The organism is Bacillus sp. PK6-013 (assembly GCF_054161445.1).
The window spans coordinates 2,618,668-2,645,354 of the sequence record NZ_CP096417.1 but is presented as its reverse complement, the minus strand read 5'-3'; the positions used below and the strand labels follow the sequence as shown (position 1 = coordinate 2,645,354).

The following is a 26,687-nucleotide window of genomic DNA, read 5'->3' as shown; positions in this document are numbered from 1 at the left end:
TCTGCGGGGTCCTTCTATTCCTTAAAAATCAAGGAGAAGGCAAAGGGAGAGGAGAAACCGGAGGAAGAACTTATGGGGAAACGTAAGTCTTCTCCGCGGTTGGCAACAACATCAATCGATGCTGTTGCTATTATTATCACCACTGAGCCTTTTTGCTATACATATGAATTTGTACTTTGGGTGTTTGTGCCAGAAAACACTTTATGATAAGATAGGAATGATTTTTTTCGAGTTTTAAGAAAAAGTGGTGGAAGTATGAGAGTGATTTCTGGGACGTATAAGGGACGTGCCTTAAAAGCGGTTCCGGGCACGTCGACAAGGCCGACGACTGATAAAGTAAAGGAATCCATCTTTAATATGATCGGCCCGTATTTTGAAGGCGGCACGGGTCTTGATCTGTACGCGGGAAGCGGCGGATTGGGGATTGAAGCGCTGTCGCGGGGGTTTGACCGCTTCATTTTTGTCGACCGTGATTTTAAAGCGATTCAAACCGTAAAAGGCAATTTGAAAACACTGGGCTTGGAAAAACGGGCCGAGGTATACAGGAATGACGCTGAACGGGCTCTCCATGCGCTGGTGAAAAGGGGCGCAAGCTTTGACGCCGTCTTTTTGGACCCGCCATATCGAGAACAAAAGCTGGAAGCGCTTTTATCGAAGATTGATGAAGCGGATATGCTGACTGACAGAGGTTTTATTGTAGCTGAGCATGGGAAGGAAGTTATCCTTCCGACCGAGGCGGGCGGACTTCAGCTTGCCCGTCAGGAAATATACGGCTTAACAGGCGTGACCATATACAGAAAGAGAGGGAATGGGGATGGCTAGCATTGCCGTTTGTCCCGGAAGTTTTGATCCGGTGACTTTTGGACATTTGGATATCATCAGGCGCGGGGCGAAAGTGTTTGACAAAGTGTATGTATGCGTCTTGAACAATTCTTCGAAAAAGCCGCTGTTTACGGTGGAAGAACGCTGTGGGCTGCTTCGCGAAGTGACGAAGGATATCCCGAATGTGCAAGTGGAATCTTTCCAGGGGCTATTGATTGATTATGCAAAGAGCAAGCAGGCGAACGTCATCCTGCGAGGGCTTAGAGCGGTATCTGACTTTGAATACGAGATGCAGGGAACCTCTATGAACAAAGTGCTTGATGAAAATATTGAAACGTTTTTTATGATGACGAATAACCAATACTCATTCCTTAGTTCAAGCATTGTCAAAGAAGTGGCAAAATATAAAGGTTCAGTCGCAGAACTCGTGCCGGAAGCGGTCGAGGCTGCACTTGAAAAAAAGTTTGCAAAAAATGAGCGGCCGTAATCGGCTGCTCATTTTTTAGCAGGGGTGAAAGACTTGGCATAAAGAATGCTGTAAATGAGAAGGGTGCCGATCGTAAGGAGCGGACCAATCTCTGCCAACGCGTTCCACATCTGCAGAAAGAAAGATTCCGTTTTCCCGGCCGTCAGAAAGGAGAAGGCCGGCTCCGTCGGAGAATAGAACGATGTATAAAGAGGCTTCCAAAGAATAAGAACAAAGATCGCTGCATAAATTCCCTGAAGGATGCGGGCGATAAAAAACGGCTTAAAGCGAATATCGGTTTCAGCAAGAATGCCTGCAACCTGCGCCTGAACGCAGAAGCCGCTGAAACCCAAAATAAAGCTGACAATCACCGCTTGCTGGAGAAGCGCCGCATCCGTGGCACTGACCAGTTTGCTGCCGAGCGTAATTTCAAACAATCCCGATAATAACGGTTTATCAAAATCACCGGGGAATTGAAGAGCAGTCAAAATCATTCGTGTGGCGTGCGAAAGAATGTCGGTGATGTGCATCACAGAAAGAATGTTATTAAAAACCGAAAAAAGAATGATGAAGCCGCCCACCATTAACAGCGTTTGGACAGAAGAGATGACAGCATCGCTCAAAAGTTTGCCGAGCGGCCGCTTTTCTTCAAGTCTTGCCTGATGGAGCGCTTTTAAGGCTTCTTTAATAGAAGGCAAAGGAAGCTTCTTTCGCACAGCGGTGCGGTTCTCTTCTTTTCTTCCGTAAGTACGCATCGTCAACCCGACTGCGAAATTGCCCAAATAATGGGCTGCCGCAAGCACGACGCCGAGAGAAGGATTATGGAAAAAGCCGACCGCAACGGCTCCGAAAATAAACAGCGGGTTAGATGAGTTGGTGAACGAAGCGAGCCGCTCTGCTTCGACCCGTGAAATCTGCCGCTCTTGTCTCAGCCTTGAAGTCAGTTTTGCACCGGCCGGATTTCCTGATGCCATTCCCATCGCAAGCACGAACCCTCCGACGCCGGGAACGCGGAACACCGGTCTCATGAAAGGCTCTAGCAGCAGCCCGACAAACCTGACGACACCAAATCCGATCAAGAGCTCTGATAAAATAAAAAAAGGCAAAAGGGAAGGGAATACGACCTCCCACCACATGGCAAGTCCACTTTTAGAAGCGTCAAATGATTCTTGCGGATGGGTGATGACGGCGGCTGTAAACGAAAGCAGCAAAACGGCAATCATAAGTGTCTTTACCTTTGACATGTCCATTTCTAACCCCCTTTGCGGCTGTGAATACACATTGGAAACAGGATCATGATAAAATAAACGAAAAGCTTGCCCGATTTGTGCGGAAGCCTTCTCCGTGAAACTTCTTTATCATTATACGAAGGCTGGTCCTCATTTTAGACCACCAGATTGCAGATCGGCGATACAAATGAACCGGAAGCTGCTTGAGACTTGCTGAAGCCCTTCTCCTTAATAAGCATCAATAGAAGGTATGGCATACATCTGTGAATTCATGAAGGCTGAAAATTTGGAACCGGACCGAAGATGTGAGCCGGTGAAAATAAAGATGGAGGGTTACATATACATGCTGAAAAAAAGAATTATACGCATCGCATTACTGATCGTTATCATCACGGCCGCGCTGTCATTTGTGAAGCTGCCTTATTACATTACAGAACCCGGCGAAGCGACTGAGCTGAAACCTTTAATTAAAGTTGATAACGGCTATCCTGAAAAAGGGAGCTTTTCTTTAATGACAGTGAAAGTCGGCCCTGCAAATCCGCTTACATACATGTGGGCAAAAGTGCGCCCTTATCACGAAATTCTTCCGGAAGAAAATTTCAAACAAGAAGGCGAATCTGATCAGGAATATATGAAGCGCCAGCTGCAAATGATGAGAGATTCCCAGGAAAATGCGATGATCGCCGCTTATAAGCGGGCCGGAAAAGAAGTCAGCTACACGTTTAACGGCGTATATGCCATGACGGTCGTCAGCGGCATGCCTGCAGAAGGAAAAATACAAGTCGGAGACAAAATTAAAAAAGCTGACGGAAAAACGTTCCGTTCAGCGGAGAGCTTCGTCCGCTACATCGAATCAAAAAAAGCCGGAGACCCCGTGAAAATCGTAGTTGAACGGGATAAAGAAGAAAAAACATATGAGATGAAGCTGAAAACATTTAAAGAAGATCCGAAGAGAGCCGGGCTTGGCGTATCCCTCATCACAGACCGCAATGTCAAGGTGAAGCCGGAGGTCGATATGGACATTGAAAACATCGGCGGTCCTTCGGCGGGGCTGATGATGTCAATGGAGATCTATAATCAGCTGACAAAAGAAGACGAGACGAAAGGACACCATATTGCGGGAACCGGAACGATCGATGACGAAGGCAAAGTCGGTCCGATCGGCGGCATCAGCCAGAAAGTCGTTGCCGCAGATAAGGCGGGAGCCGACATCTTTTTTGCTCCGAACGAAGGCGGAAAAAAAGGATCTAACTACGAAGAAGCGGTCAAAACGGCAAAAGATATTAAAACCGATATGAAAATCGTCCCTGTCGACACGATGGATGATGCGATTCATTATTTGGAAGATAAAGTGAAAACCGCCTGATGAGCAACATCAGGCGGTTTTATTTGCGCAAAAATATCCGGCTGTCTTCGTCATACCTGATCGGCGAAAGGGAATATTCCTGCTCTGTCAGCATCGTCCGCCCCGGCTCTTTGAGCGGGGCGCTGTATACTTGACCCGCTTTTATGTCGAGCTGAAGGGAAGGGTGGGAAAAAGATCCCGTCTTTGTAATAAGGGGTACGCTCAAGCTTTTTTTCTTTTCCGCTAAATAGGCCTGTCCTTTTTTTGTCATGCCGAGAAGTCTGATGTATGCCGGATACGGTTCGCTTAACATGCGCTTGACGTCGGCTTTCTTCGTTTTTGTAAGGATATGGGTGTTCATGCGCTGCAGCCTTGTCCATGTATAGCGCTTCGTTTTCAAAAGCTCCATGTATTCCTTAAATGAGCCTGCTTTTCGGATCGCTTTTTTGGCGCGGTGCTCAAGTCCTTCTTCCACTTCATAAATCCCTTTCAGCTCTTCTGTATCCATTGTATGGAGGCTGTATTTCAAAAAGGGGAAATAATCTTCGGGCGAGTGCCACATGCCGAAAGTCCGGGCGTATTCATCAAGCTCGTCGATCGATGGCTTTGGAAGGTAGAAGCGGCTGTTCGCGAGGCTTCCCATTTCAAAGATCGATTTGCGTATGCTTGTGGCGCTTGCGATTCGGTCCGCTTCCGGGAAGGCCGAATCGTGATAGCCCGAGGATCGGCGCTTGACGGTTTCAGGCTTCATGCTCAATTGCTTTTGCACGATGGCTTTCACATAATGGAATCCGAGTATGTTGTTCGGCTTTGAAAGGTCAACAATGTTTCTGCCGTCTCCGGTTACAGCCCGGAACGCCTTTGCCATCGCTTGCGGGTAGCTCAGCCCAAACGCTATTTGTTTTTTTGCTTCTTCGTTGAGCCCGTCTTCGTGCTCTATCGTATGTGCGGCTGTATTGAGAAACGCCTCAATATCGCCGTGCTCGCTTCCGAACAACAAAGAAGCACACCCTAACTCATTTAAAATCGCGACGGCGCCTTCAGCAAACGTTTCCGCTTTTTGAACAGCGAATATGTAAGGAAGTTCAACGACGACATCGGCAAAAGATGCGAGCGCCATCTTCGTTCGCGCCCACTTTGAGACGATGGCGGGTTCGCCGCGCTGCAAAAAGGAGCCGCTCATAACGGCAACCGCCACCTCGCTCCGGGTTTCCGATTTTGCTTCCTTTATATGATATAAATGTCCGTTATGAAAAGGGTTGTATTCCACAACAAGGCCGACCGCTTTCATTTTTTCACCTCTCTTGCATCTCTTGAAATAGTTATGATACATTTACACATGGAATGTCCAGACGCCTAGCGAAAAACAGCATTTTTTCTAAGTGTATGAATTGTTGTTCACAATGTCAACGAATGAAAAGCGCAGGCGCATATCTGTAAAGAAAAAATATTGACAAAAAACATGATGAAAGCTATAATCATGTTTGTTGCTCACTTAGAGGTGATACAATGAAATGGACGATACATCAGTTGAATCAAATGCCGAAGAAAGACTTTGAATTTGATGAAACAGTTGATTTAAGCGAACTCTCTCAAAGCTCGGAAATACGCAGCATTTCACCGGTGCGGGTGAAAGGGCGCGCGGAATTCCGCTCAAAGCAGGCTGCATTTGATTTTACCATTTCAGGCGAGATGATCTTGCCTTGCTCAAGAACGCTTGTTGATGTTCGTTATCCATTCAGTATTTCTACAAAAGAACTGTTTATATTTCATAAGACCGAGGAATTGGAAGATGAAGACGTCCATATTGTTGAGGATGACCTCATCGACTTGACTCCGGTCGTGAAAGAAGAAATCCTTCTTGAGATCCCTATGCAAATCTTTTGTGAGTCTGTTCAAAAAGAAGAAGGTGCTCCGCAGGAGGGCAAGGATTGGCAGGTCATTACAGAAGATGACCGGAAAAACCGGATCGATCCGAGACTTGCCGGACTCGAGAAGCTCTTAAAACAAGATGATGAATCTTAACGCTCTTTAAGGAGGTGGGAATAATGGCTGTACCTTTTAGAAGAACTTCTAAAACGAAAAAAAGACTTCGTCGTACACACTTTAAATTGCAAGTGCCTGGTATGGTAGAATGCCCAAACTGTGGTGAGATGAAACTTTCACACCGCGTCTGCAAAGCATGTGGATCATACAAAGGAAAAGACGTAAAAAGCAACTAATCGTCAACAATGAAAAACACAAGACTTCAGGTCTTGTGTTTTTTTTATTCCCTTCATCCTTTTATTTCCTGTAAAGAAAATAGTCTATCTACTCTATCAGCCGCATATGTATGAGGTAAATTCATAAAGTCATGGAGGGGGATAACATTTGACGATTACAAGGCAGGATGCATGGACACAGGATGAAGATATATTGCTGGCTGAGGTTGTTTTAAGGCACATTCGGGAAGGCGGCACACAGCTTTCAGCCTTTGAAGAAGTGGGCAAGGCTTTAAGCAGAACGGCCGCTGCCTGCGGATTCCGCTGGAATTCCTTTGTCAGAAAGCAATACCAATCAGGTATTGAACTGGCAAAAAAGCAGCGTAAAGAGCTGCGCAAAAAAATAGGCGTCCATTCTGCGAATCTTCCTGGATCTGTCAAAACGGTTTCCGGGAGCAATGCGGAAAATCTGACGCTCGATGATGTTATTCAATACCTTGAAAAGCTGAAAGAAGCCCCTGTTCAAAAAGACTTTATAGATGAGAAGAAAAAGCTCGCTGAAGAAATCAATGAGCTGAAACAAGAAGTTGAAAAGCTGCGAAGCGAAAATCAATCGCTGAAAAAACGGCTTGAATTGACGGAAGAGGACTATAAAGCCTTGATTGAAATCATGGAGAGAGCCCGAAAAATGGTCGTTCTTCAGGAAGGCGAACGAAACAAAAAGGTGAAGTTCCAGCCGGAGTCGAATGAAAATCTCGAGCCACTTGAAAAATAGAAAACCGGCCATCCGCTTTCGGCCGGCTTTTTTCATTTAGGCTGATTCAGAACTTTGATTTGGTTCGCTCGCAGGATGCCAAACGAGCGGATTTTCCCCTTTATCCCGGGCCATATCGTATTTAACCGGTGTAAAGCCCATCTTGCTCCAAAAATCGGATGATTTGACACGCGGGCTTGTGCGAATCGGGAGTCCGAATGATTTGGCGAACTCCACCAGCATCGTACCGTAGCCGTTGCGCTGATACCCCGGCAAAACTTCAAGCTTCCAGAGCTCGAGGTAATCCTGGCCTTCTTCAAAGTATTGGTTGGTTTTTCCATCCGCTTTATACAGGCTCATTCTTGCGACGAGCCGATCCCCGTAATAGATGCCGTAAAAAGGTGAATTGCTGTCGTTTTCAATCATGTTGCTTTCAAGGTCCTCCAGCATGGAAAGCTCTTGAATCCCGTACTCCCTGAACTTTTTAAATTCTTCAAGCGTTTTGTAATTGATCAGCAAACGTTCGACTTTGACCATTATGTTACCCCCTTGTTTGTGGTCTACTTCTATTGTAAACGCTTTTTTCAAAAAATCCAAATGATAAAAATTTTCTAATATAATGAAGCGAAATGGTTCTGAATATTTGAAACAACTTACAAGTCAACGGCGAACATTTCTGCTATGATATACAGTATATGAAAAAATCGGGGTGTGAGCATGTGAAAATCGGAGTCATCGGAGGAGGCTCGGTCGGCCTCCTTTTTGCATACTATTTTTCATTCGGCCATGAAGTGACGGTGATCGCTCGGAGAAAGGAACAGGCTGAAGCGATTGAAGAAAAGGGAATCCGCCTTCTTGAAGACGAACAAGAGATGATCAGGAACGTCAGAGGCAGGACTGAACTTGATCCTGACTGCGATCTTCTTTTTGTTGCCGTAAAGGAGCATCAGCTCGGAGGCGTTCTGCCGGAACTGGAACAGGCCGCGCCTCGTGATATCATGTTCCTGCAAAATGGAATGGCCCATATTCCCGTGCTTGATAAATGGCAGACGGGCCACCGCATTTATACGGGATCTGTGGAACACGGCGCAGTCAGGGTGGATGACCGCACATTCCGGCACACGGGAAAAGGGGCCGTAAAATGGAGCGCGTTCCGAAGCCCATCCGCCTCCCGGCTGAAAAAAGAGCTCGCTTCAGTTCATGAAGCGTTCCCTTTTATTTGGTGCGAAGACTGGTATAAGACCCTCGCTGGAAAATTGATTGTCAATGCGTGCATCAATCCGCTGACGGCTCTTTTGCGGGTGGAAAACGGCGCACTGCTTGAAGAGCCGATGTATGAGGCCTATATGAAGCTCGTCTTTGAAGAAGCGAGCCGGATTTTGAAACTTGAAGACCGCCAAGCAGCATGGGACCATGTTCTTTCCGTTTGCCGCCGGACAAAAAGCAACACGTCTTCGATGCTTGCCGATGTGCTGGCCGGAAGAAAAACGGAAGCCGATGCGATCATGGGCTATCTGCTGAAGCGGGCAAAAGAGTCAGAGGAGTCTGCTCCGCATCTTACCTTTTTATATCACAGTATCAAGGCGCTTGAAAACGAATGGAGCTAAATCTTTTGACCGAATCGCGGAACGTGCTATACTCGTTTCGGAAAGCTAACTATTTACTGGAGAAAGGAAGTTCTAAAGATGCAGCTTACTGAACTTTCCATACAAAGTCAAAACCCTTTTGTTCGAGACTATATAAATGGAAAAAAGGAGATAGAGCCGTTTTTCGATTACGGCCTGAGCAATGAAAGTTGGAGTGTCCGTTTGGATGACCTTTCCTCCCGGACGTATGACCGCGATGCTTTAGCTGACTATTTGCTCGACTATCACAGCAAATTTCAATCGGCAAGCATGAATGAAACAATCGAACGGCTTCGCGATCCGAAAAGCGTCGTCGTTGTCGGAGGGCAGCAGGCCGGCCTTTTAACAGGTCCTCTTTACACTATACATAAAATCGTATCGATCCTTGTATTTGCAAAGCAAAAAGAACAAGAGCTGAACGTTCCGGTCATTCCGGTATTCTGGGTTGCGGGGGAAGACCACGATCTGGAAGAAATCAATCACGTCTACATTTCTGACGGGGGCAAGGTGAAAAAGCACAAGCTCCCGCAGTCTCACTGGAAAAAAAGCCAGGCGTCAAAAACGGCGCTCGATGCCGAAAAAGCTGAAAAGTGGCTGGACGGGATTTTTGCCTCATTTGAAGAAACGGAGTATACGAATGATCTTCTCAGCCATTTGCGCCGATGTTTAAGGCAGTCTCTTTCCTTCACCGATTTTTTCGAATATCTTGTTGCCGGCATGTTTGAACAAGACGGACTGATCCTTCTGAATTCCGGCGACCCGGGCATCAGAGCCCTTGAAGCGCGTTTTTTTCCGGCAGCTGCTGAACAGAAACGACGAGCTGACCGATTCTGTCAAACGGCAGCAGGAATTCATGCAACAACTGGGCTACACACCGATTATCGAAGGAGCCGCACAGCATGCGAACCTTTTTTATGAGCACGACGGCGAGCGCTTTTTAATCGAAAAAGAAAACGGGGCGTTTTTTATAAAAGAGCTTCACCTTCAGTGGTCTGAAGCAGAGCTTTGCGATTTGATCTGCCAAAAGCCGGAAGCGTTCAGCAATAATGTCGTAACAAGGCCGCTCATGCAGGAATACCTTCTTCCGACATTGGCGTTCATCGCCGGTCCCGGAGAGATCAATTATTGGGGCGAGCTGAAAGGCGCTTTTCAGGTTATGGGCTATAAAATGCCGCCTGTCATACCGAGGCTTCAGGTTACATTCCTTGAGCGGCACATCGAAAAAAAGCTGGGCGAGCGGGGAATCGAACTCCGTGAATCGATTGAAAAGGGAGCCCGCGTCAAAAAAGAGCAGTATTTTGAAGATAAGGTTCCGAGCGGTTTTACCGATTCGGTCAAACAGGCGAAAGAAAAAATCGAAAACATCCATTCCGCTGTGCGCGCTGAAGCCCTCGAAATCGATGGGAGCCTCGGCCCCCTTTTAGAAAAAAACTCAGGCTTCATTCAAGACCAGCTCGAATTTTTGGAGAAAACGGTTATTAAAAGGATTGAAGAAAGAGAAAACTACATTTTGCGTGATTTTGACAAAATTCAAACGAGCATCAAGCCTTTAGACGCTCCGCAGGAGAGAATTTGGAACATCGTGTATTATTTGAACAAATACGGTCCGAATTTCTTGGAAAAATACAAGGATTTGCCATATTCATTTCAAAACATGCATCAAGTTGTCAAACTTTGAAATAATTTTTTAAAAAACCCTGAGTAGTTCAGGGTTTTTTTTTGTTCTAAAACAGTGTAAAATAAATTTGTGGAGAGAAGTGGTGGATAGTGGTGAGTTGAGGAACGAAAGTGGGGGCCGAGATCATGTTTATGGGTGAATACCAGCATACGATTGATTCAAAAGGCCGCATGATCGTTCCGGCGAAATTCAGAGAAGGCCTCGGCGAGCAGTTCGTTCTGACGCGCGGGCTTGATCAGTGCCTGTTTGGCTACCCGATGTCCGAATGGAAACTCATCGAAGAAAAACTGAAGGCTCTTCCTCTTACAAAGAAAGATGCACGCGCTTTTACCCGCTTTTTTTTCTCCGGAGCCACCGAATGCGAATTGGACAAGCAGGGCCGGATCAACATTGCATCACCGCTTTTAAATTATGCAAAGCTTGAGAAGGAATGCGTGGTCATCGGAGTTTCAAATCGAATTGAATTGTGGAGCAAAGAGATTTGGGAACAATACGTAGAAGAGCAGGAAGATTCATTTGCCGAAATAGCTGAAAACATGATCGGATTTGATATATAATGAATCTTTGCGCATGCGGCGCTTCTGCAATCAGTTCATTTGAATAAAGGTGGGACTAGTAAAGAAATGTTTGAGCATACAACAGTATTATTAAAAGAAACAGTTGACGGTTTAAATGTAAAAGAAGACGGTACATATGTAGACTGTACATTAGGCGGTGCCGGTCACAGCGAATATTTGCTTTCACAGCTGTCTGAAAAAGGAAAGCTGGTCGCTTTTGACCAGGATGAAACCGCACTCCGCCACGCGAAGGAAAAACTGGCGGATCATGAAGGACAAGTCGTTTTCATAAAAAGCAATTTTCGGTATTTAAAAGACCGTCTAAACGAAATCGGCATCACGAAAGTGGACGGTGTTTTATTTGATTTAGGCGTCTCATCTCCTCAGCTGGATACACCTGAAAGGGGCTTCAGCTATCATCATGATGCACCTCTTGATATGCGAATGGACCTGTCGGCGGGCCTTTCGGCAAAGGAAGTCATCAATGAATGGCCTTATGAGGATCTCGTGAAAATCTTCTTTAAATACGGAGAAGAGAAGTTCAGCAAGCAAATCGCCAGGAAAATCGAAAAAGCAAGAGAACAATCGGCTATTGAAACAACAGGCCAGCTTGTCGATATCATCAAAGAGGCGATTCCCGCACCGGCAAGAAGAAGCGGCGGGCATCCGGCTAAACGGATCTTCCAGGCGATTCGAATTGCGGTAAACGATGAATTGAGAGTGTTTGAAGAAGCGCTTTTACAGGCGATTGAGGTACTGAAGCCGGGCGGAAGGGTATCGGTCATCACGTTCCACTCGCTGGAAGACCGGATCTGCAAATCGACATTTAAAGAGATGTCATCGCCTCCTGAACTGCCTCACGGACTGCCCGTGATCCCCAAGGAGTTTGAACCGAAATTAAAGTTAGTCAACAGAAAGCCGATCACAGCTTCTGAAGAGGAGCTTGAACACAATAACCGTGCGCGCTCAGCGAAGCTGCGCATCGCGGAAAAAGCACGAGAGTGAGCTGTACGAATTAAAAGGAGGTCATCAGTCTATGAGCAATTTGGCTTATAAAGTAGAAAAACAGCAACGACAGACAAACAGTGCAGAACAATCCGTTATCATCCGGAGAAGAGCATCGATAACGCTTGGGGAAAAGGTACTGATTGTGCTTTTTGCCCTGGCTGTACTCAGCGCTTCACTTTTTATGATTTCAAAGGCTTTTGCCGCGTATCAGACCAATATTGAAATTCAAAAGCTCGAAAAGAAGGTTGAAACGGAAAGCAGCAGAGTTGGTGACCTCGAAAAAGAAGCCGATATGCTGAAAGAGCCGGACCGTATCATGGACATCGCCCGGAAAAAAGGCCTTAAATTAGGTGATAAAAAAGTGAAAGACATACAGGAATGATGCACAATGCCGAAAAAAAATAAATTCATGAACAGAGGAGCGGCAATACTCAGTATTTGTTTTGCCCTCTTTTTCTTTGTTATCGTAGGACGATTTGCGTTTATTCAAGCGACGGGAAAAGTGAACGGCGAAGTGCTTGCACAGAAGGCGAACGAACAGTATGAGAAAAAGCGGACGATCGAAGCCCACCGGGGATCGATCCTTGACCGGAACGGAAAAGTGCTTGCCGAAGACACTTCGACATACAAGCTCGTCGCGATTATGAGCAAAAAGATGGAACCTCAATACGTGAAAAACAAGCAGCTGACGGCTGAGAAGCTTGCGCCGATTCTCGGTATGGATGAGGGGAAAGTGCTCGATATTCTCAATAAAAAAGGAGCGTTTCAGGTTGAATTCGGATCGGCGGGGCGGGATTTGACATATGCCCAAAAAGAAAAAATCGAAAAGCTGAAGCTGCCTGGCATCGTGTTCACCCGCGATACGAAGCGCTACTATCCAAACGGAATCTTCGCTTCCAATCTCATCGGCTATTCGCAGATCAACGCAAAAACAGGTGAAATGCAAGGCATGATGGGCCTTGAAAAAACGCTCAACGATTATTTGAAAGAAACGGACGGATACATGACGTACGACACCGACAGAACGGGCTGGCGCCTGCCGAACAGCAACGAAAATATTAAAGCGCCAAACAATGGAGACAACGTGTATTTGACGATCGATCAAAAAATCCAGGCGTTTTTGGAAGACAGCATGACGACCGTCCAAAAAGAATACAAGCCGAAGAAGATTATGGCGGCGGTCGTTGATCCGAAAACGGGCAAAGTGCTCGCGATGGGGCAAAGGCCGAGCTTCAACCCGAACGTACGCGATGTCACGAACTATTACAACGACCTTGTCTCCTACAGCTTTGAGCCAGGCTCAACGATGAAGATTTTCACATTGGCGGCAGCCATCCAAGAAGGCGTATATAATGGAGGAGAACCATTTAAGTCTGGATCATATTCGGTTTCTAAAAAAGATAAGCCTATTAAAGACCATAACGATGGAAACGGCTGGGGAACGATCACATTTAATGAAGGTGTTGAACGCTCCTCAAATGTTGCGTTTGCGATCCTTGCCAATGATAAACTCGGCACGGACCGCTTCAACCAATATTTGCGGAAGTTCCATTTTTACGACAAAACGGGCATCGACCTGCCTGGGGAAGCGAACAGCAAAATCAATTTTGAATATTTGCGTGATAAAGTAACAACTGCCTTTGGTCAAAGTTCAGCGGTCACGCCGATCCAGCAGCTTCAGGCCGCGACAGCGATCGCGAATAACGGAAAAATGATGAAGCCTTATGTCATCGATCATGTCGTTGATTCTGACAAAAACAAAACGATTTATCAAAATAAACCGGAAAAAGTCGGACAGCCGATCTCTGCCAAAACGGCAAAAGAAGTGCGCGATCTGCTGGGAAAAGTCGTCACATCTGATAAAGGGACGGGGAAGCCGTACAAGATCGAAGGATTTGATGTCGCCGGAAAAACCGGTACGGCGCAAATGACCGGTGAGGACGGAAAAATCTTGAAGGGACGCGAAGACTACGTGTTCTCCTTCATGGGCATGGCGCCGAAGGACGATCCGCAGCTTCTCGTTTATGTAGCCGTACAGCAGCCGCAATTAAAGGCTACGGAAACAGGTTCTGCTCCGGTATCAAAAATTTTCAATCCGGTGATGAAAAACAGTCTTCACTATTTAAATATCACACCGACAGAGACCAAAAAAGAAGAAAAGCAGGAAGAAAAACAGCTGGAAATGCCTGATTTCACCGGCAAACGAGCCAAATCCGCCGAAAAAGAGGCGCAAAACAACAGCCTTGTTCCGGTTACGATCGGCGATGGCTTGGCTGTGAAAGAACAGTACCCGAAAGCGGGAGAAGCCGTCCTGCCGAATCAGAGGGTCTTCCTGAAGGCCGACGGGAAAATCACACTGCCTGATATGACGGGCTGGTCAAAGCGTGACGCTCTCCGCTTCGGCGCCATGGCAGGCATTCATATCGAAACGAGCGGCCAGGGTTATGTGAAAAGCCAAAATGTAAAAGCAGGCAAAGAATTAAAAGCCAACTCGGTCGTAAAAGTCAGATTGAAAAACGAATAGATCCCGTCTAAAAGGCTATCGGCTCAGAGTCGATAGCCTTCCGTTTGGGCGCGGCCGCCTCCTGAGCATATAAAAATAAGGGTCGTTCTATCAAAACGCTCCAAGGCATAAAATGAAACAAGCCTAAATAAGGAGTGAACGGTCTCTTGCGCGTTTCCAATGTAACGGTCAGAAAACGTTTAATATTCGTTCTGCTTTTTGGTGTGATCATCTTTTTGATTATTGATACAAGACTCGGATACGTTCAGTTCGTTCTGGGGGATAAACTGACGACATTAGCTAAAGATTCGTGGAGCCGGAACCTTCCTTTTGAGCCGGAAAGGGGCGAAATATTGGACAGAAACGGCGTCAAGCTGGCGACAAACCAAAGCGCGCCATCGGTTTTGGTTGTACCGAGGCAGGTTGAAAATCCGATCAAAACGAGCAAACTGCTGGCCAGCGTGTTGAATATGTCGGAAGAAAAAGCGTACAAACATGTCACGAAAAAAACGTCAATTGAAAGGATCAATCCCGAGGGCCGGAAAATTTCCCATGAGAAAGCAAAAGAAGTCAGAGATCTCAACTTGAAAGGCGTATACATTGCAGAAGATTCGATCCGCCATTACCCGTTCGGCAGCTATCTGTCCCATGTGCTCGGATTCGCGGGCATTGACAACCAGGGTCTGCTTGGCCTCGAAGCTTTTTATGACAAAGAGTTGAAAGGTGAAAAGGGCTATGTGAAATTTTATTCTGATGCAAAAGGCAAGAGGATGCCGGGGGAGGCGGATGACTATACACCGCCGAAAGACGGGCTTGATATGAAGCTGACGATTGATTCAAAGGTGCAGACGATTATGGAGCGGGAGTTTGATATCGCAGAAGCGAAGTATAACCCGGACGGAATGGTCGGTGTTGCGATGAACCCGAAAAACGGGGAGATATTGGCGATGGTCAGCCGGCCGGACTTTGACCCCGCAAACTACAAATCAATCGATCCTAAAGTCTATAATCGGAACTTGCCTGTATGGAGCACATATGAGCCCGGTTCGACTTTTAAAATCATCACGCTTGCCGCAGCTTTGGAAGAGAACAAAGTCAACCTCCAAAAAGATCACTTCTATGATAAGGGTTCCGTTGAAGTGGACGGCGCAAGGCTGAAATGCTGGAAGCGCGGCGGACACGGCGCACAATCGTTTCTTGAAGTCGTCCAAAATTCGTGCAACCCGGGATTTGTTGAGCTTGGTCAGCGGCTCGGCAAAGAAAAACTGTTCAGCTACATTAAAAATTTCGGCTTCGGACAAAAAACCGGGATCGATCTACAAGGCGAAGGAACGGGCATCTTATTCCCGCTTGACCGCGTCGGTCCTGTAGAGCAGGCGACAACCGCTTTCGGCCAGGGGGTATCGGTGACACCGATCCAGCAGGTCGCAGCTGTTTCTGCAGCTGTCAACGGCGGAACGCTGTATACGCCGTATATTGCCAAAGAGTGGATTGATCCCGTAACAAAACAAACAGTGAAAAAACAGACGCCGATCGCCAAAAGAAAAGTGATTTCTGAAGAGGCATCGAAACAGATCCGGTACGCGCTGGAGAGCGTTGTCGCCCAGGGGACGGGGCGGAACGCTTTTGTCGACGGCTACCGGGTGGGCGGCAAAACCGGTACGGCGCAAAAAGTCAAGGACGGGAAATATTTAAAAAACAATCACATCGTCTCGTTTATCGGAACGGCTCCTTCAGATGATCCGAGCATCGTCGTTTACGTCGCCGTCGACAATCCGAAAGGCACGATTCAATTCGGGGGTACAGTTGCAGCGCCGATCGTCGGAAACATCATGAGAGACAGCCTTCCACAGCTCGGCGTTAAGAAGCGGAAAGATCAGATTGAACGCAAATATCAATGGCTGGACAAAAAGCTGATCGAGGTCCCGAACCTTATAGGGCTTTCCGTGACAGAGCTTGAACCATTGCTGATCAACCTCAGGCTGAAAGCTTCCGGAAAAGGCGATGTCGTCGTTCAGCAGTCCCCTAAGCCGGGCGAAAAAGTAAAAGAAGGATCGACCATTCGCATTTACCTTGACAATAAAGACGGAGCCTCTGATTAATTCGGATCATGATAAGGAGCGGCAACCGGCTGATGTCCGGGGGCCGTTCCTCCTAAAAAATATATAGATTTTAAAGGATTAGCTGGATGTATCCTCTTTTTTACGCTAAAATATGAACTGTATGTCTGCATGCAGCTCGTGCGGTTAATCAACGCAGGAACATATGACAACGAATGAAGAATGATTAGACTTGAGAGGTTTGATACGATGAAATTAACAAAGCTTCTTACATATTTAAAAAATGCACCTTCCTTTGCCGGCCAAGAAGACCCTGATATAACTTCAATTGAGATGGACTCCAGGGAAGTCAAGACAGGGAGTCTTTTTGTTTGTATAAAAGGCTATACAGTCGACGGGCATGACTACGCCCGGCAAGCCGCTGAAAAAGGGGCTGCCGCTATCGTGGCGGAAAGGGAAGTTGACGCCGATGTGCCGGTGATCATCGTCCGCCATACGAAGAGAGCGCTTGCCGTGCTGTCGGACGCCTTTTACGGACAGCCGACGAAGCAGCTGAAGCTGATCGGCATTACAGGCACAAACGGCAAGACATCGACTTCTCACATGGTGGAGGAGATCTTTAGAAAAGCCGGGAGCCGCACAGGACTGATCGGCACGATGTACACGAAAATCCATGACGAAACGTTCGATGCAAAAAATACGACGCCGGAAAGCGTCACACTTCAAAAAACGTTTAGAAAAATGGTTGATCAGGATGTGGATACAGCCGTCATGGAAGTGTCTTCACACGCTCTCCACATGGGCCGGGTCCACGGGTGTGATTACGATATCGCCGCATTTACGAACCTGACTCAGGACCACCTTGACTACCACCGGACAATGGAAGAATATAAACATGCGAAAAGTCTGCTTTTCTCTCAGCTCGGCGGATCTTTTAACCACGATACACCGAAGTGGGCCGTGCTGAATGCGGATGACCCTGCTTCAGCGTATTTCGCCCAAGTGACGTCAGCACACCTTTTGACATACGGAATTCAAAACGATGCCGATGTCATGGCTGAAAATATCAAAATGGCTCCGAAAGGGACAACCTTTGATCTGGTGACGCCCAAAGGTACTGCACAAGTAACGATTCCGCTTGTCGGCCTCTTTAACGTCTACAATGTTTTAACGGCCGCGGGGATCGCACTAGCAGCGGATATCCCGTTTGCCACGATCACAGAAGGAATTGAAGGGCTGAAAGGCGTCAGAGGAAGATTTGAGCTTGTGGACGCCGGCCAGGACTTTCCGGTAATCGTCGACTATGCCCATACTCCTGACAGCCTCGAAAATGTCTTGAACACGTGCAGAGGCTTAACGGAAGGAAAGCTGTTTGTCGTCGTCGGCTGCGGAGGGGACCGCGATAAGACGAAGCGTCCGAAAATGGCGAAAATTGCCGTTGACCTTGCCGATGAACCGGTCTTTACAGCCGATAATCCGAGAAGCGAAGACCCGCTCGCCATTTTAAACGATATGGAGGAAGGCGTAAAAGGGGCTTACTATCACAGCATCGTCAACCGTGAGCAGGCGATCTTTTTTGCCATTGCAAACGCCAAAAAAGGCGATGTCGTCCTGATCGCAGGCAAAGGCCATGAAACCTATCAGCAGATCGGCGGTCAAACCTTTGATTTTGATGATGCTGAGGTGGCCAAAAGAGCCATTCTTGAGCTGAAATAACCGAAAAAGAACTACAGGAAAGAGTTGTTGAAATGATGGATGAAATAAATCAACATATGAAAAAAAACAGTGAATATGATAAATGCGTATGCTGCTACTTATATCACGCGGAAAGGAGAGAAGAACGATGCTCGAACAAGTAATTTTATTTACCATTATCATGGGCTTTTTAATCAGCGTTCTTTTATCTCCGATTTTCATTCCGTTTTTAAGAAGGCTGAAATTCGGGCAGAGCATCCGTGAGGAAGGTCCGAAATCCCATCAGAAAAAATCGGGAACGCCGACGATGGGCGGCGTCATGATCATATTGTCGATTATCGCGACGACCATTGTCATGACAATGAAATTTTCCGAAGTCAGCATGAACATGATCCTTCTCTTGTTTGTTACGGTTGGATACGGCTTGCTCGGCTTTTTGGATGATTATATTAAAGTCGTGATGAAGCGCAACCTTGGACTCACATCCAAACAAAAACTGATCGGCCAAATCGTGATTGCTCTGGTATTCTATGCCGTCTACCACTTCCAAGGGCTGCCGACTGACATCCGCATTCCGGGAACAGAGCTGTCATTTGATTTCGGCTGGATTTATCCGGTGCTCGTCATCTTTATGCTTGTCGGCGGTTCAAATGCTGTCAACCTGACTGACGGGCTTGACGGGCTGTTGTCTGGTACTGCTGCCATCGCGTTCGGTGCGTTTGCAATTTTGGCATGGAACCAGTCGCAATACGATGTCGCCATTTTCGCGGTTGCTGTTGTCGGAGCGGTGTTGGGATTTCTTGTGTTTAACGCGCACCCCGCGAAAGTCTTTATGGGAGATACAGGATCGCTTGCCCTCGGAGGGGCGATTGTGACGATCGCGATTTTAACGAAACTGGAAATCCTGCTTGTCATCATCGGCGGCGTATTCGTCATTGAAACGCTGTCCGTCATTTTGCAGGTCATTTCATTTAAAACGACCGGCAAACGAATTTTCAAAATGAGCCCTCTTCACCATCATTACGAACTTGTCGGATGGTCTGAGTGGAGAGTTGTCGTCACTTTTTGGACAGCGGGACTTCTGCTTGCCGTCTTAGGAATTTACATCGAGGTGTGGTTATAAGTGGATACTCAAGATTTATTGCAAAATCAAAATGTGCTCGTACTGGGGCTGGCGAAAAGCGGATATGCTGCCGCTTCGATCCTTCATGAAAAAGGCGTAAAGGTTGTCGTGAATGACCAGCTGCCTTTTGAGGAGAATGAACCTGCGCGGATTCTCGCGGAAAAAGGGGTGGAAGTCGTCTGCGGCTCTCATCCGACGGAACTGTTTGATCTTCATTCGATCGACATTCTGATTAAAAATCCGGGCATCCGCTATGAAAACGTGATGGTCGAAGAAGCGCTGAAGCGGGGCATACCGGTCTGGACGGAGGTTGAACTTGCCTATCATCTGACAGATGCTCCGTTCATCGGCATTACCGGTTCAAACGGAAAGACGACAACGACAACGCTTGTTTATGAAATGCTGAAAGCCGATTCGAAAAAAGCGCTCGTTGCTGGTAATATCGGCACGGCGGCAAGCGAAGTGGCCAATCAGGCCGGCGGAGACGAATGGATCGTGACAGAGCTGTCGAGTTTTCAGCTCATGGGGACTTATCAATTCAGACCGAAAATCGGATTGTTATTAAACGTATTTGATGCCCATCTCGATTATCACCATTCCCGCCAAAATTATGAGCTTGCCAAACAGCAGGTCTATCGAAATCAATCGGAAACAGACGTTGCCGTTGTCAATTTGGACGATGAGACAGTCGTACGGCTTGCCGAGTGTTCAAAAGCGGAGAAGGTGTATTTTTCGGTCCGCCGGACACTTGAGCGCGGAGCGTGCGTGAAAGACGGCGTGATCATGTTTAACGGTGAACCGGTCATGCCGCTTGAAGACGTCGTTTTGCCGGGAGAGCACAATTTGGAGAACATTTTGGCCGCCCTTTGCATTGTTAAAACCGCAGGCGTCTCCGATGAGGCCGTCCGCAAGGTGCTGACGAGCTTTACCGGTGTAAAGCACAGGATGCAATACGTCGCGACGATCAAAAACAGACTGTTTTACAATGACAGCAAAGCGACAAACATTCTTGCGACCAAAAAAGCGCTGTCCGCCTTTCAAAAGCCGGTCATTTTGCTGGCAGGGGGGCTTGACCGCGGAAATGAATTCGATGAACTAAAGCCGCATATGTCTTTTGTCAAAGCGGTGATCACATTCGGCGAGACCGCACCGAAGTTTGAGAAGCTGGCCGAAGAAATGGGAATACAACAGGTTAAACGTGTCGATAATGTTGAACAAGCAGCAACTGCGGCGTTCAGCCTGTCAGACGAAGGAGATGTCATTCTTCTGTCCCCGGCCTGTGCAAGCTGGGATCAGTACAAAACATTTGAAGAACGTGGTGACATGTTTGTAAACGCCGTGCATATGCTTAAATAAGGGCTTGTCTCGTAAAGATAGCCCTAAGAATTAGAGCTTGGGGTGTTCGGCTTTGCAAACAAAAAAAACGTCACCGGATTTTTTGCTGGTTATCATTACGCTATTGCTTTTAACAATTGGACTGATTATGGTATACAGCGCCAGTGCAGTATGGGCGACTTACAAATACGACGACTCCTTTTTCTTTGCGAAACGGCAGCTTTTATTTGCCGGCATCGGAGTCATCGCCATGTTTTTCATCATGAATGTCGACTACTGGACGTGGAGAACTTATGCGAAAATACTGATCATAGTATGTTTCTTTCTGCTCATCATCGTCCTTGTTCCCGGGATCGGCATGGAACGGAACGGGTCGAGGAGCTGGATCGGAGTCGGCGCTTTCAGCATTCAGCCGTCCGAGTTTATGAAGCTCGCGATGATCGCATTTTTGGCCAAGTTTTTATCTGAAAAGCAAAAGAATATTACATCGTTTAGAAAAGGCTTTGTGCCGGCGCTGGGTATTGTCTTTTCAGCTTTTTTGATCATCATGATGCAGCCTGACCTTGGAACAGGAACCGTAATGGTCGGCACATGCATCATTATGATCTTCGTCGCGGGTGCGAGAATTTCACACTTCGTTTTTCTCGGTCTTCTGGGTCTGAGCGGCTTTGTCGGCCTTGTGCTGTCGGCGCCGTACCGGATCAAAAGGATCACTTCATACTTGAACCCTTGGGAGGACCCTTTGGGGAGCGGCTTTCAAATCATTCAGTCTCTTTATGCGGTGGGGCCCGGCGGGCTGTTCGGCCTCGGCCTCGGCCAGAGCAGGCAAAAGTTTTTTTATCTGCCTGAGCCGCAGACAGATTTTATTTTCGCGATTTTATCAGAGGAGCTCGGCTTTATCGGCGGATCGCTGATTCTTTTGCTCTTCAGCGTTCTATTATGGAGAGGCATCAGAATCGCGCTCGGTGCGCCCGATTTATACGGCAGTTTTGTCGCCGTCGGCGTCATTTCGATGATAGCGATTCAGGTTATGATCAATATTGGCGTCGTGACCGGCCTGATTCCTGTTACAGGCATCACGCTTCCGTTTTTAAGTTATGGCGGTTCATCACTGACCTTGATGCTTATGGCGGTCGGCGTGCTGCTGAATGTCAGCAGGTATTCTAGATACTAGATTTTGGCGATAACCCTGTTGCGAGATAGCAGGGTTATCGGCGTGTACATAAGGAATAAGGGGGAGAACAGATGCGGATTGTTGTTAGCGGAGGCGGAACGGGCGGCCATATTTACCCCGCCCTTGCGTTTATTAAAGAAGTGAAACGGCATCATGAAGATGTTGAGTTTTTATATATCGGAACCGAAAAAGGCCTGGAGAAAAATATCGTCGAGCGGGAAGGGATCCCTTTCAAGGCGATTGAAATTACGGGTTTTAAAAGAAAGCTGTCATTTGAAAACGTCAAAACCGTCATGCGTTTTTTAAAGGGTGTAAAAGAATGCAAAAAAGAATTAAAACGGTTTAAGCCCGACGCGGTGATCGGCACGGGCGGCTACGTGTGCGGACCCGTGGTATACGCCGCTTCAAAACTGGGGATTCCGACGATTATCCACGAACAAAACAGCCTTCCCGGACTCACCAATAAGTTTTTATCCAAATATGTTGATAAGGTAGCCATTTGTTTTGATGAAGCGAAACCGCATTTCCCTGCAGAAAAAGTTGTTTTTACAGGAAACCCGAGGGCGTCTGAAGTCGTCTCTATAAAAGGGGGCCGTTCCCTGACCACTTTGGGCCTTTCAGAAGGCAAAAAAACGGTCCTTATTTTCGGAGGCAGCCGCGGTGCCACTCCGATCAATGAAGCGGTTATCGCGATGCAAAACGAATTAAAAAAGCGGGATTACCAGGTTCTTTATGTCACAGGGGAAGTTCACTATGATAAAGTAACAGCTGCGCTTAAAAAAGAAGGCCCCGCTCCGAATATGGTCGTTCAGCCATTTCTCCATCAAATGCCCGAGTACTTAAAAGAGTTCGAAGTCGTCGTGGCACGTGCGGGAGCAACGACAATAGCGGAAATCACCGCGCTCGGCATTCCAAGCGTATTGATTCCGAGTCCGTACGTTACGGCCAACCACCAGGAAGTGAACGCACGCTCACTAGGAGAGCAGAACGCCGCTGTCGTTTTAAAAGAATCAGAGCTTAATGGAGACCGCTTAATTCAGGCGATCGATCATATTTTACAAGACGAAAAGACGCTGCAAGAGATGAAGAGCCGCGCGAAGTCGCTTGGCGTGCCGGACGCGGCCGAACGCTTGTACAATGTGCTGAAAGAACTGAAACATCATGCAAAATGATAAGACAGAAGGATTTTGGAGGTTTTCGATGGATAAGGTGATACAAGAATTAAAAGAACTTGAAGTCGGCAAAGTTCTGGAAAACGAGCCGCTCAGCAACCATACTACGATTAAAATCGGAGGACCGGCTGATGTGCTGGTGGTTCCGAAAAACATTCAAGCTGTCAAAGATACGATGAAGGTGATCAAGAAGCACGGCATCAAGTGGACGGCCATCGGCAGAGGCTCGAATCTTCTTGTCCTTGATGAAGGGATAAGAGGCGTTGTCATCAAGCTCGGACAGGGGCTTGACCATATGGAAATCGACGGCGAGCAAGTAACGGTCGGCGGCGGCTACTCTGTCGTAAGGCTTGCGACAGGCATCAGCAAAAAAGGACTTTCCGGCCTTGAATTTGCCGCAGGCATTCCGGGTTCGGTCGGCGGAGCGGTTTACATGAATGCCGGAGCCCACGGTTCTGATATCAGCAGGGTCTTGGTGAAAGCATTGATCCTGTTTGAAGACGGAACGATTGATTGGCTGACGAATGAAGAGATGGCGTTCAGCTACCGCACGTCCATCCTGCAAAACGAGCGGCCGGGCATATGTCTTGAAGCCGTTCTCCAGCTGGAGCAAAAAGAACGCGATGAGATCGTTGCGCAGATGCAGAAAAACAAAGACTACCGAAAAGAAACGCAGCCTGTGTCCAACCCTTGCGCAGGCAGCATCTTCAGAAACCCGCTGCCTGAACATGCGGGCCGGCTAGTTGAAGACGCTGGTTTGAAAGGCCATCAGATCGGCGGGGCAAAGGTTTCAGAGATGCACGGCAATTTCATCGTAAACGCAGGCGGCGCAACAGCGCAAGACGTCCTGGATTTGATTGCATTCATTCAAAAAACGATTAAAGAAAAATACGATATCGACATGCACACTGAGGTCGAAATTATCGGAGAAAAACGGTAAACGGCCTCTCTACTTCAGATCGCCTTATGATATAATGTATGAAACAAACAAGCAAACGGCATCCTAGTATGTCGTTTGTTTCGCTAAATGGAAGCTTTTTAGCTTGCCCCGTGCTTTCATATGTCGAAAAGCGCGTCATTTTTCCGAACAAAAATAAGCAAATAAAAGTCTTTTTGTCTGCTTTATTAACCTGAGGTGAGCCTACGTGAAACCCGGTATTGATAAAGAAAAAGTAGTGAATATAGAAGAACGGATTCCCAAAATCAAAGAACAGCGAAAGCAAAAGGCAAACCGCCGGCTGATCACCTTTATTCTGCTCTTTTTCACGATGATGCTGATCATCATTTACCTGCAGACGCCGATCAGCAAAGTTTCGACGGTAGAGATCAAAGGAAACAAAAACGTTTCAAAAGACCAGATCATTTCCCTGTCTTCGATCCATAAAGGACAGACGGAATTCTGGAGTCTGAGCAAGCAAAAAGCCGCAGAAAAGATCGAGCAGAATAAATTGATCAAAAAAGCCGAAATCTCTAAACAGCTGCCCAACAAAATCGCCATCTCCATCGAAGAGTATAAAAGCATTGCGTTTTTGCAAAAACACAATGTGTACTACTCGGTGCTTGAAAACGGCACGGTGCTTCCTGAAGAGGTGACGCCGACTGACATCGGACCGACCCTTAATAACTGGGAGGAAGACGAAAAGCTCGTTCAAATGGCAAAACAGCTGAACAAGCTTTCCGATTCCGTGAAAAAATCGATTTCCGAGATTAACTATACGCCTCAAAAATCAAATCCTTGGCTGATCAGACTGTATATGAACGACGGCTATATCGTGACGGCTTCGCTGAAAACGTTCGGACAGAAAATGAACAGCTATCCGGCGATCGTAAAAGAGCTGCCGAAAGGGGAAAAAGGCATTATCCATATGGAAGTCGCGACTTATTTTGAACCTCTGAAAAAAACGGATGAAAGCAAAAAGGGAGACGGAAATTGAAGAGGCACACAGTCAATCTTTCACTCGCCATGCTTGTCCTCGGATTCCTGCTGTCTTTCTCCTATCAATTCGCCAGGGAAAACAAAGACCATGAAGAAACAGCTGAAAATTGGAAAGAGGAGTATTCCTTGCGCGACCGGCTGATTTCCCAGGAAAAGCAAAATAAGAAGCTGGAACAGGAGCTTTACAAAAAACAGCAGGAAGTACAGAAAACAGAGACGGCTTTGAAAAAGGAAAAAAAAGAGTATTACAATATTGTCGAAGATGTTGAAAGGTACAGAATGTTCGTCGGGGAAATCGGCGTTCAGGGCGAAGGAATCAAGGTGACGCTGAAAGACGCTTCTTACATACCGGAAGGTGAGAATGTCAACAACTATATCGTCCATGAAAGCCACATATTCCGCCTGCTCAATGAGCTGTGGATTTCCGGGGCGGCCGCGGTGTCGATCAACGGACAGCGTGTGACACATCATTCTTACATATCGTGCAACGGTCCTGTCATCACGGTTGACGGCAACCAGTATCCCGCGCCGTTTGTCATTTCGGCCATCGGGGATCCGGATGTGCTGATGCCGGCGCTGAACATTGCAGGAGGACTTGTGGACCAGCTGAGCCGCGATCATATTTCAGTCAGCATCGAAAAACAAGACCAAATCGAGATGGAGCCCCTTTTAAAGCAGGGGGAATGAACGTTGAAAAGTTGGTGGGCGGACGTTGAAGAAAAATAATCGTTTCATCAGTTTGAGCATCCTGATGCTCATTTTCGGAATTATGCTGTCCGTACAGTTCAATTCGCTGAAAGCGCCGAAAGTCCGCGATACGCGGGACATTTGGGACCTCAGGGAGGATCTGAAGAAAGAACAGAAAAAACAGCTTGAGCTGATCAGCGAAATTGACAAATATGAAAAAATGCTGAACACATACAGTCATCAAGAAGAAACCTCGCGGACAAAAGCGTTGAATGAAACGCTTCAAAACTTAAAAAAACAGGCCGGCTTCACAGATGTTACAGGGAACGGAATCATCATCACCATTTCTCAGCTCTTCTCGGAAGAACTCACGGGAGAATCCATTCAAAATCCGCCGCCAGACCTTCTGAAAAAGCTGATTAATGAACTGAATATGTATGAAGCGGAAGAAATATCGATCAATGACAGAAGGGTTGTCAACACGACGGTGATCAGGGATATCAACGGAACAACCAAAATCGACGGATATCCTTTGGACAACTATCCGATAACGGTAAAAGTCATCGGCAAAAACGCCGATAAACTATATAGCCGAATGAATGCTTCATCCCTGCAGGATCTGTTCGCGGGAGAAAATCTGGATTTGCAAATCAAAAGGCCTGAAAAACAAATCAAAATCAAAGCTTATGAAGGTTCAATGCAAGTTGCGCCATTGAAACCGCTCGAGAAATCAAAAGGAGAGAATTCCTAATGTGGCTTCCGGTTTTAGGGCTTTTGCTCGGAATTACAATCGGGTTCAGCACGAACTTCACCATTCCGGATGAATACTCAAATTATTTGTCCCTGGCGATTCTTGCATCCCTTGATACTTTGATCGGGGGAATAAGGGCCCATTTGGAAAGTGTATACGATGAACTAGTTTTTGTGACGGGCTTTTTCTTCAATATCATTCTCGCCATAAGTTTGGCTTTTCTGGGCGTTCATCTTGGTGTAGACTTGTATTTAGTCGGTATGTTTGCATTTGGCGTGAGGCTTTTTCAAAACATCGCGGTCATCAGAAGAATACTGCTCGCCAAATGGACGGCCTCGAGGAGAAAAAATTAAAAAAAATCGGATTTAAAAGAGGATATACATAGGATATCACGAATATTCACAGTAATCCTAAAACTAAAAACGAAGCGTATTGGTTTGTATTGATTGTTACACACTTGTAAAACCAGATTCATTGTATTGATTGTTACACACTTGTAAAACCAGATTCATTGTATTGTTGTTCGGCAAATAATAGAATAGAATTGACTGAAATGTGAGGAGGTG

28 protein-coding genes are annotated in these 26,687 nt (G+C 46.8%); 25 read left to right on the top strand and 3 right to left on the bottom strand.

Annotation, left to right across the window (positions count from 1 at the left end; translation table 11 throughout):
- Positions 1-72: 72 nt before the first annotated feature.
- Genes M1E03_RS13290 through coaD form a run of 3 tightly spaced genes read left to right on the top strand, consistent with a single transcriptional unit; the run spans position 73 to position 1,309 of the window.
- Positions 73-207 carry a hypothetical protein gene (locus M1E03_RS13290; protein WP_256163752.1) on the top strand — a complete coding sequence of 45 codons (135 nt, stop codon included), beginning with the start codon at positions 73-75 and terminating at the stop codon, positions 205-207.
- 48 nt (positions 208-255) lie between these two features.
- The gene (gene rsmD / locus M1E03_RS13285) at positions 256-822 is read left to right on the top strand and encodes a 16S rRNA (guanine(966)-N(2))-methyltransferase RsmD (RefSeq protein WP_020451284.1); all 567 of its coding nucleotides are present in this window, start codon (positions 256-258) and stop codon (positions 820-822) included.
- Positions 815-1,309, top strand: coding sequence for a pantetheine-phosphate adenylyltransferase (gene coaD, locus M1E03_RS13280; protein ID WP_020451285.1), 495 nt, complete (start codon positions 815-817; stop codon positions 1,307-1,309). Before rsmD ends, coaD begins: the two co-directional genes overlap by 8 nt.
- An 8-nt stretch (positions 1,310-1,317) precedes the next feature.
- Here coaD and ylbJ read toward each other — a convergent pair whose 3' ends face one another.
- Complete coding sequence (ylbJ, locus tag M1E03_RS13275; RefSeq protein ID WP_095290419.1) at positions 1,318-2,538, bottom strand: sporulation integral membrane protein YlbJ; 1,221 nt, start codon at positions 2,536-2,538, stop codon at positions 1,318-1,320.
- A gap of 322 nt (positions 2,539-2,860) precedes the next feature.
- On the opposite strand from ylbJ, the gene M1E03_RS13270 reads away from it, so the two are divergent.
- Positions 2,861-3,883, top strand: coding sequence for a SepM family pheromone-processing serine protease (locus tag M1E03_RS13270; protein ID WP_020451287.1), 1,023 nt, complete (start codon positions 2,861-2,863; stop codon positions 3,881-3,883).
- A gap of 19 nt (positions 3,884-3,902) precedes the next feature.
- Here the strand turns inward: M1E03_RS13270 and M1E03_RS13265 are convergent, their stop codons facing one another.
- Complete coding sequence (locus tag M1E03_RS13265) at positions 3,903-5,153, bottom strand: nucleotidyltransferase (RefSeq protein WP_106070704.1); 1,251 nt, start codon at positions 5,151-5,153, stop codon at positions 3,903-3,905.
- A 218-nt stretch (positions 5,154-5,371) separates the two neighbouring features.
- Here M1E03_RS13265 and M1E03_RS13260 point away from each other — a divergent pair, with 218 nt between their 5' ends.
- The 3 genes from M1E03_RS13260 to gerR all read left to right on the top strand — a co-directional run bounded on the left by M1E03_RS13260 (position 5,372) and on the right by gerR (position 6,838).
- Positions 5,372-5,887, top strand: coding sequence for a YceD family protein (locus M1E03_RS13260; protein WP_020451289.1), 516 nt, complete (start codon positions 5,372-5,374; stop codon positions 5,885-5,887).
- A 23-nt stretch (positions 5,888-5,910) separates the two neighbouring features.
- The gene (rpmF, locus tag M1E03_RS13255; RefSeq protein ID WP_003181522.1) at positions 5,911-6,084 is read left to right on the top strand and encodes a 50S ribosomal protein L32; all 174 of its coding nucleotides are present in this window, start codon (positions 5,911-5,913) and stop codon (positions 6,082-6,084) included.
- Between the two features lie 148 nt (positions 6,085-6,232).
- The gene (gene gerR / locus M1E03_RS13250; RefSeq protein WP_079289143.1) at positions 6,233-6,838 is read left to right on the top strand and encodes a sporulation-specific transcriptional regulator GerR; all 606 of its coding nucleotides are present in this window, start codon (positions 6,233-6,235) and stop codon (positions 6,836-6,838) included.
- A gap of 36 nt (positions 6,839-6,874) precedes the next feature.
- Here the strand turns inward: gerR and M1E03_RS13245 are convergent, their stop codons facing one another.
- On the bottom strand, positions 6,875-7,354 hold the full coding sequence (locus tag M1E03_RS13245; protein ID WP_020451291.1) for an N-acetyltransferase: 480 nt from the start codon (positions 7,352-7,354) through the stop codon (positions 6,875-6,877).
- A gap of 182 nt (positions 7,355-7,536) precedes the next feature.
- Between M1E03_RS13245 and M1E03_RS13240 the strand changes: the two genes are divergently transcribed.
- The 18 genes from M1E03_RS13240 (at position 7,537) to M1E03_RS13155 (ending at position 26,474) form a co-directional block, all read left to right on the top strand.
- On the top strand, positions 7,537-8,424 hold the full coding sequence (locus M1E03_RS13240; RefSeq protein WP_101560819.1) for a 2-dehydropantoate 2-reductase: 888 nt from the start codon (positions 7,537-7,539) through the stop codon (positions 8,422-8,424).
- Positions 8,425-8,502: 78 nt separating this feature from the next.
- Positions 8,503-9,360: a bacillithiol biosynthesis cysteine-adding enzyme BshC gene (bshC, locus tag M1E03_RS13235; protein WP_458110470.1), complete on the top strand. Its 858-nt coding sequence runs from the start codon at positions 8,503-8,505 to the stop codon at positions 9,358-9,360.
- Positions 9,296-10,120: a bacillithiol biosynthesis cysteine-adding enzyme BshC gene (bshC, locus tag M1E03_RS13230; RefSeq protein WP_458110469.1), complete on the top strand. Its 825-nt coding sequence runs from the start codon at positions 9,296-9,298 to the stop codon at positions 10,118-10,120. Before bshC (M1E03_RS13235) ends, bshC (M1E03_RS13230) begins: the two co-directional genes overlap by 65 nt.
- A gap of 125 nt (positions 10,121-10,245) precedes the next feature.
- A complete protein-coding gene (gene mraZ / locus M1E03_RS13225) occupies positions 10,246-10,677 on the top strand; it encodes a division/cell wall cluster transcriptional repressor MraZ (protein WP_009328555.1) in 432 nt (143 codons plus the stop codon).
- A 66-nt stretch (positions 10,678-10,743) separates the two neighbouring features.
- Complete coding sequence (rsmH, locus tag M1E03_RS13220; RefSeq protein ID WP_020451294.1) at positions 10,744-11,682, top strand: 16S rRNA (cytosine(1402)-N(4))-methyltransferase RsmH; 939 nt, start codon at positions 10,744-10,746, stop codon at positions 11,680-11,682.
- Between the two features lie 31 nt (positions 11,683-11,713).
- Positions 11,714-12,067, top strand: coding sequence for a cell division protein FtsL (ftsL, locus tag M1E03_RS13215; RefSeq protein ID WP_020451295.1), 354 nt, complete (start codon positions 11,714-11,716; stop codon positions 12,065-12,067).
- 6 nt (positions 12,068-12,073) lie between these two features.
- Complete coding sequence (locus tag M1E03_RS13210; RefSeq protein WP_035338834.1) at positions 12,074-14,209, top strand: penicillin-binding protein; 2,136 nt, start codon at positions 12,074-12,076, stop codon at positions 14,207-14,209.
- Positions 14,210-14,355: 146 nt separating this feature from the next.
- Positions 14,356-16,290 (top strand): stage V sporulation protein D, encoded by a 1,935-nt coding sequence (locus M1E03_RS13205; protein WP_020451297.1) that lies wholly within the window; start codon positions 14,356-14,358, stop codon positions 16,288-16,290.
- A gap of 207 nt (positions 16,291-16,497) precedes the next feature.
- The gene (locus M1E03_RS13200; RefSeq protein ID WP_101560822.1) at positions 16,498-17,964 is read left to right on the top strand and encodes a UDP-N-acetylmuramoyl-L-alanyl-D-glutamate--2,6-diaminopimelate ligase; all 1,467 of its coding nucleotides are present in this window, start codon (positions 16,498-16,500) and stop codon (positions 17,962-17,964) included.
- A 127-nt stretch (positions 17,965-18,091) separates the two neighbouring features.
- Positions 18,092-19,066, top strand: coding sequence for a phospho-N-acetylmuramoyl-pentapeptide-transferase (mraY, locus tag M1E03_RS13195; protein WP_020451299.1), 975 nt, complete (start codon positions 18,092-18,094; stop codon positions 19,064-19,066).
- Complete coding sequence (murD, locus tag M1E03_RS13190; protein ID WP_020451300.1) at positions 19,067-20,422, top strand: UDP-N-acetylmuramoyl-L-alanine--D-glutamate ligase; 1,356 nt, start codon at positions 19,067-19,069, stop codon at positions 20,420-20,422.
- 52 nt (positions 20,423-20,474) lie between these two features.
- Positions 20,475-21,575, top strand: coding sequence for a stage V sporulation protein E (gene spoVE, locus M1E03_RS13185; protein ID WP_020451301.1), 1,101 nt, complete (start codon positions 20,475-20,477; stop codon positions 21,573-21,575).
- 71 nt (positions 21,576-21,646) lie between these two features.
- On the top strand, positions 21,647-22,747 hold the full coding sequence (gene murG, locus M1E03_RS13180) for an undecaprenyldiphospho-muramoylpentapeptide beta-N-acetylglucosaminyltransferase (protein ID WP_145685923.1): 1,101 nt from the start codon (positions 21,647-21,649) through the stop codon (positions 22,745-22,747).
- Between the two features lie 28 nt (positions 22,748-22,775).
- Positions 22,776-23,687 (top strand): UDP-N-acetylmuramate dehydrogenase, encoded by a 912-nt coding sequence (gene murB / locus M1E03_RS13175; RefSeq protein ID WP_144497614.1) that lies wholly within the window; start codon positions 22,776-22,778, stop codon positions 23,685-23,687.
- A gap of 205 nt (positions 23,688-23,892) precedes the next feature.
- Positions 23,893-24,681 (top strand): cell division protein FtsQ/DivIB, encoded by a 789-nt coding sequence (locus M1E03_RS13170; RefSeq protein WP_020451304.1) that lies wholly within the window; start codon positions 23,893-23,895, stop codon positions 24,679-24,681.
- 29 nt (positions 24,682-24,710) lie between these two features.
- Positions 24,711-25,370, top strand: a complete 660-nt coding sequence (locus tag M1E03_RS13165) for a DUF881 domain-containing protein (RefSeq protein ID WP_371268716.1) — start codon at positions 24,711-24,713, stop codon at positions 25,368-25,370.
- Positions 25,371-25,395: 25 nt separating this feature from the next.
- A complete protein-coding gene (locus tag M1E03_RS13160) occupies positions 25,396-26,121 on the top strand; it encodes a DUF881 domain-containing protein (RefSeq protein WP_020451306.1) in 726 nt (241 codons plus the stop codon).
- Entirely contained in the window at positions 26,121-26,474 is a 354-nt protein-coding gene (locus tag M1E03_RS13155; RefSeq protein ID WP_003181559.1) for a small basic family protein, read from the top strand. Before M1E03_RS13160 ends, M1E03_RS13155 begins: the two co-directional genes overlap by 1 nt.
- The last annotated feature ends 213 nt before the right edge of the window (positions 26,475-26,687 follow it).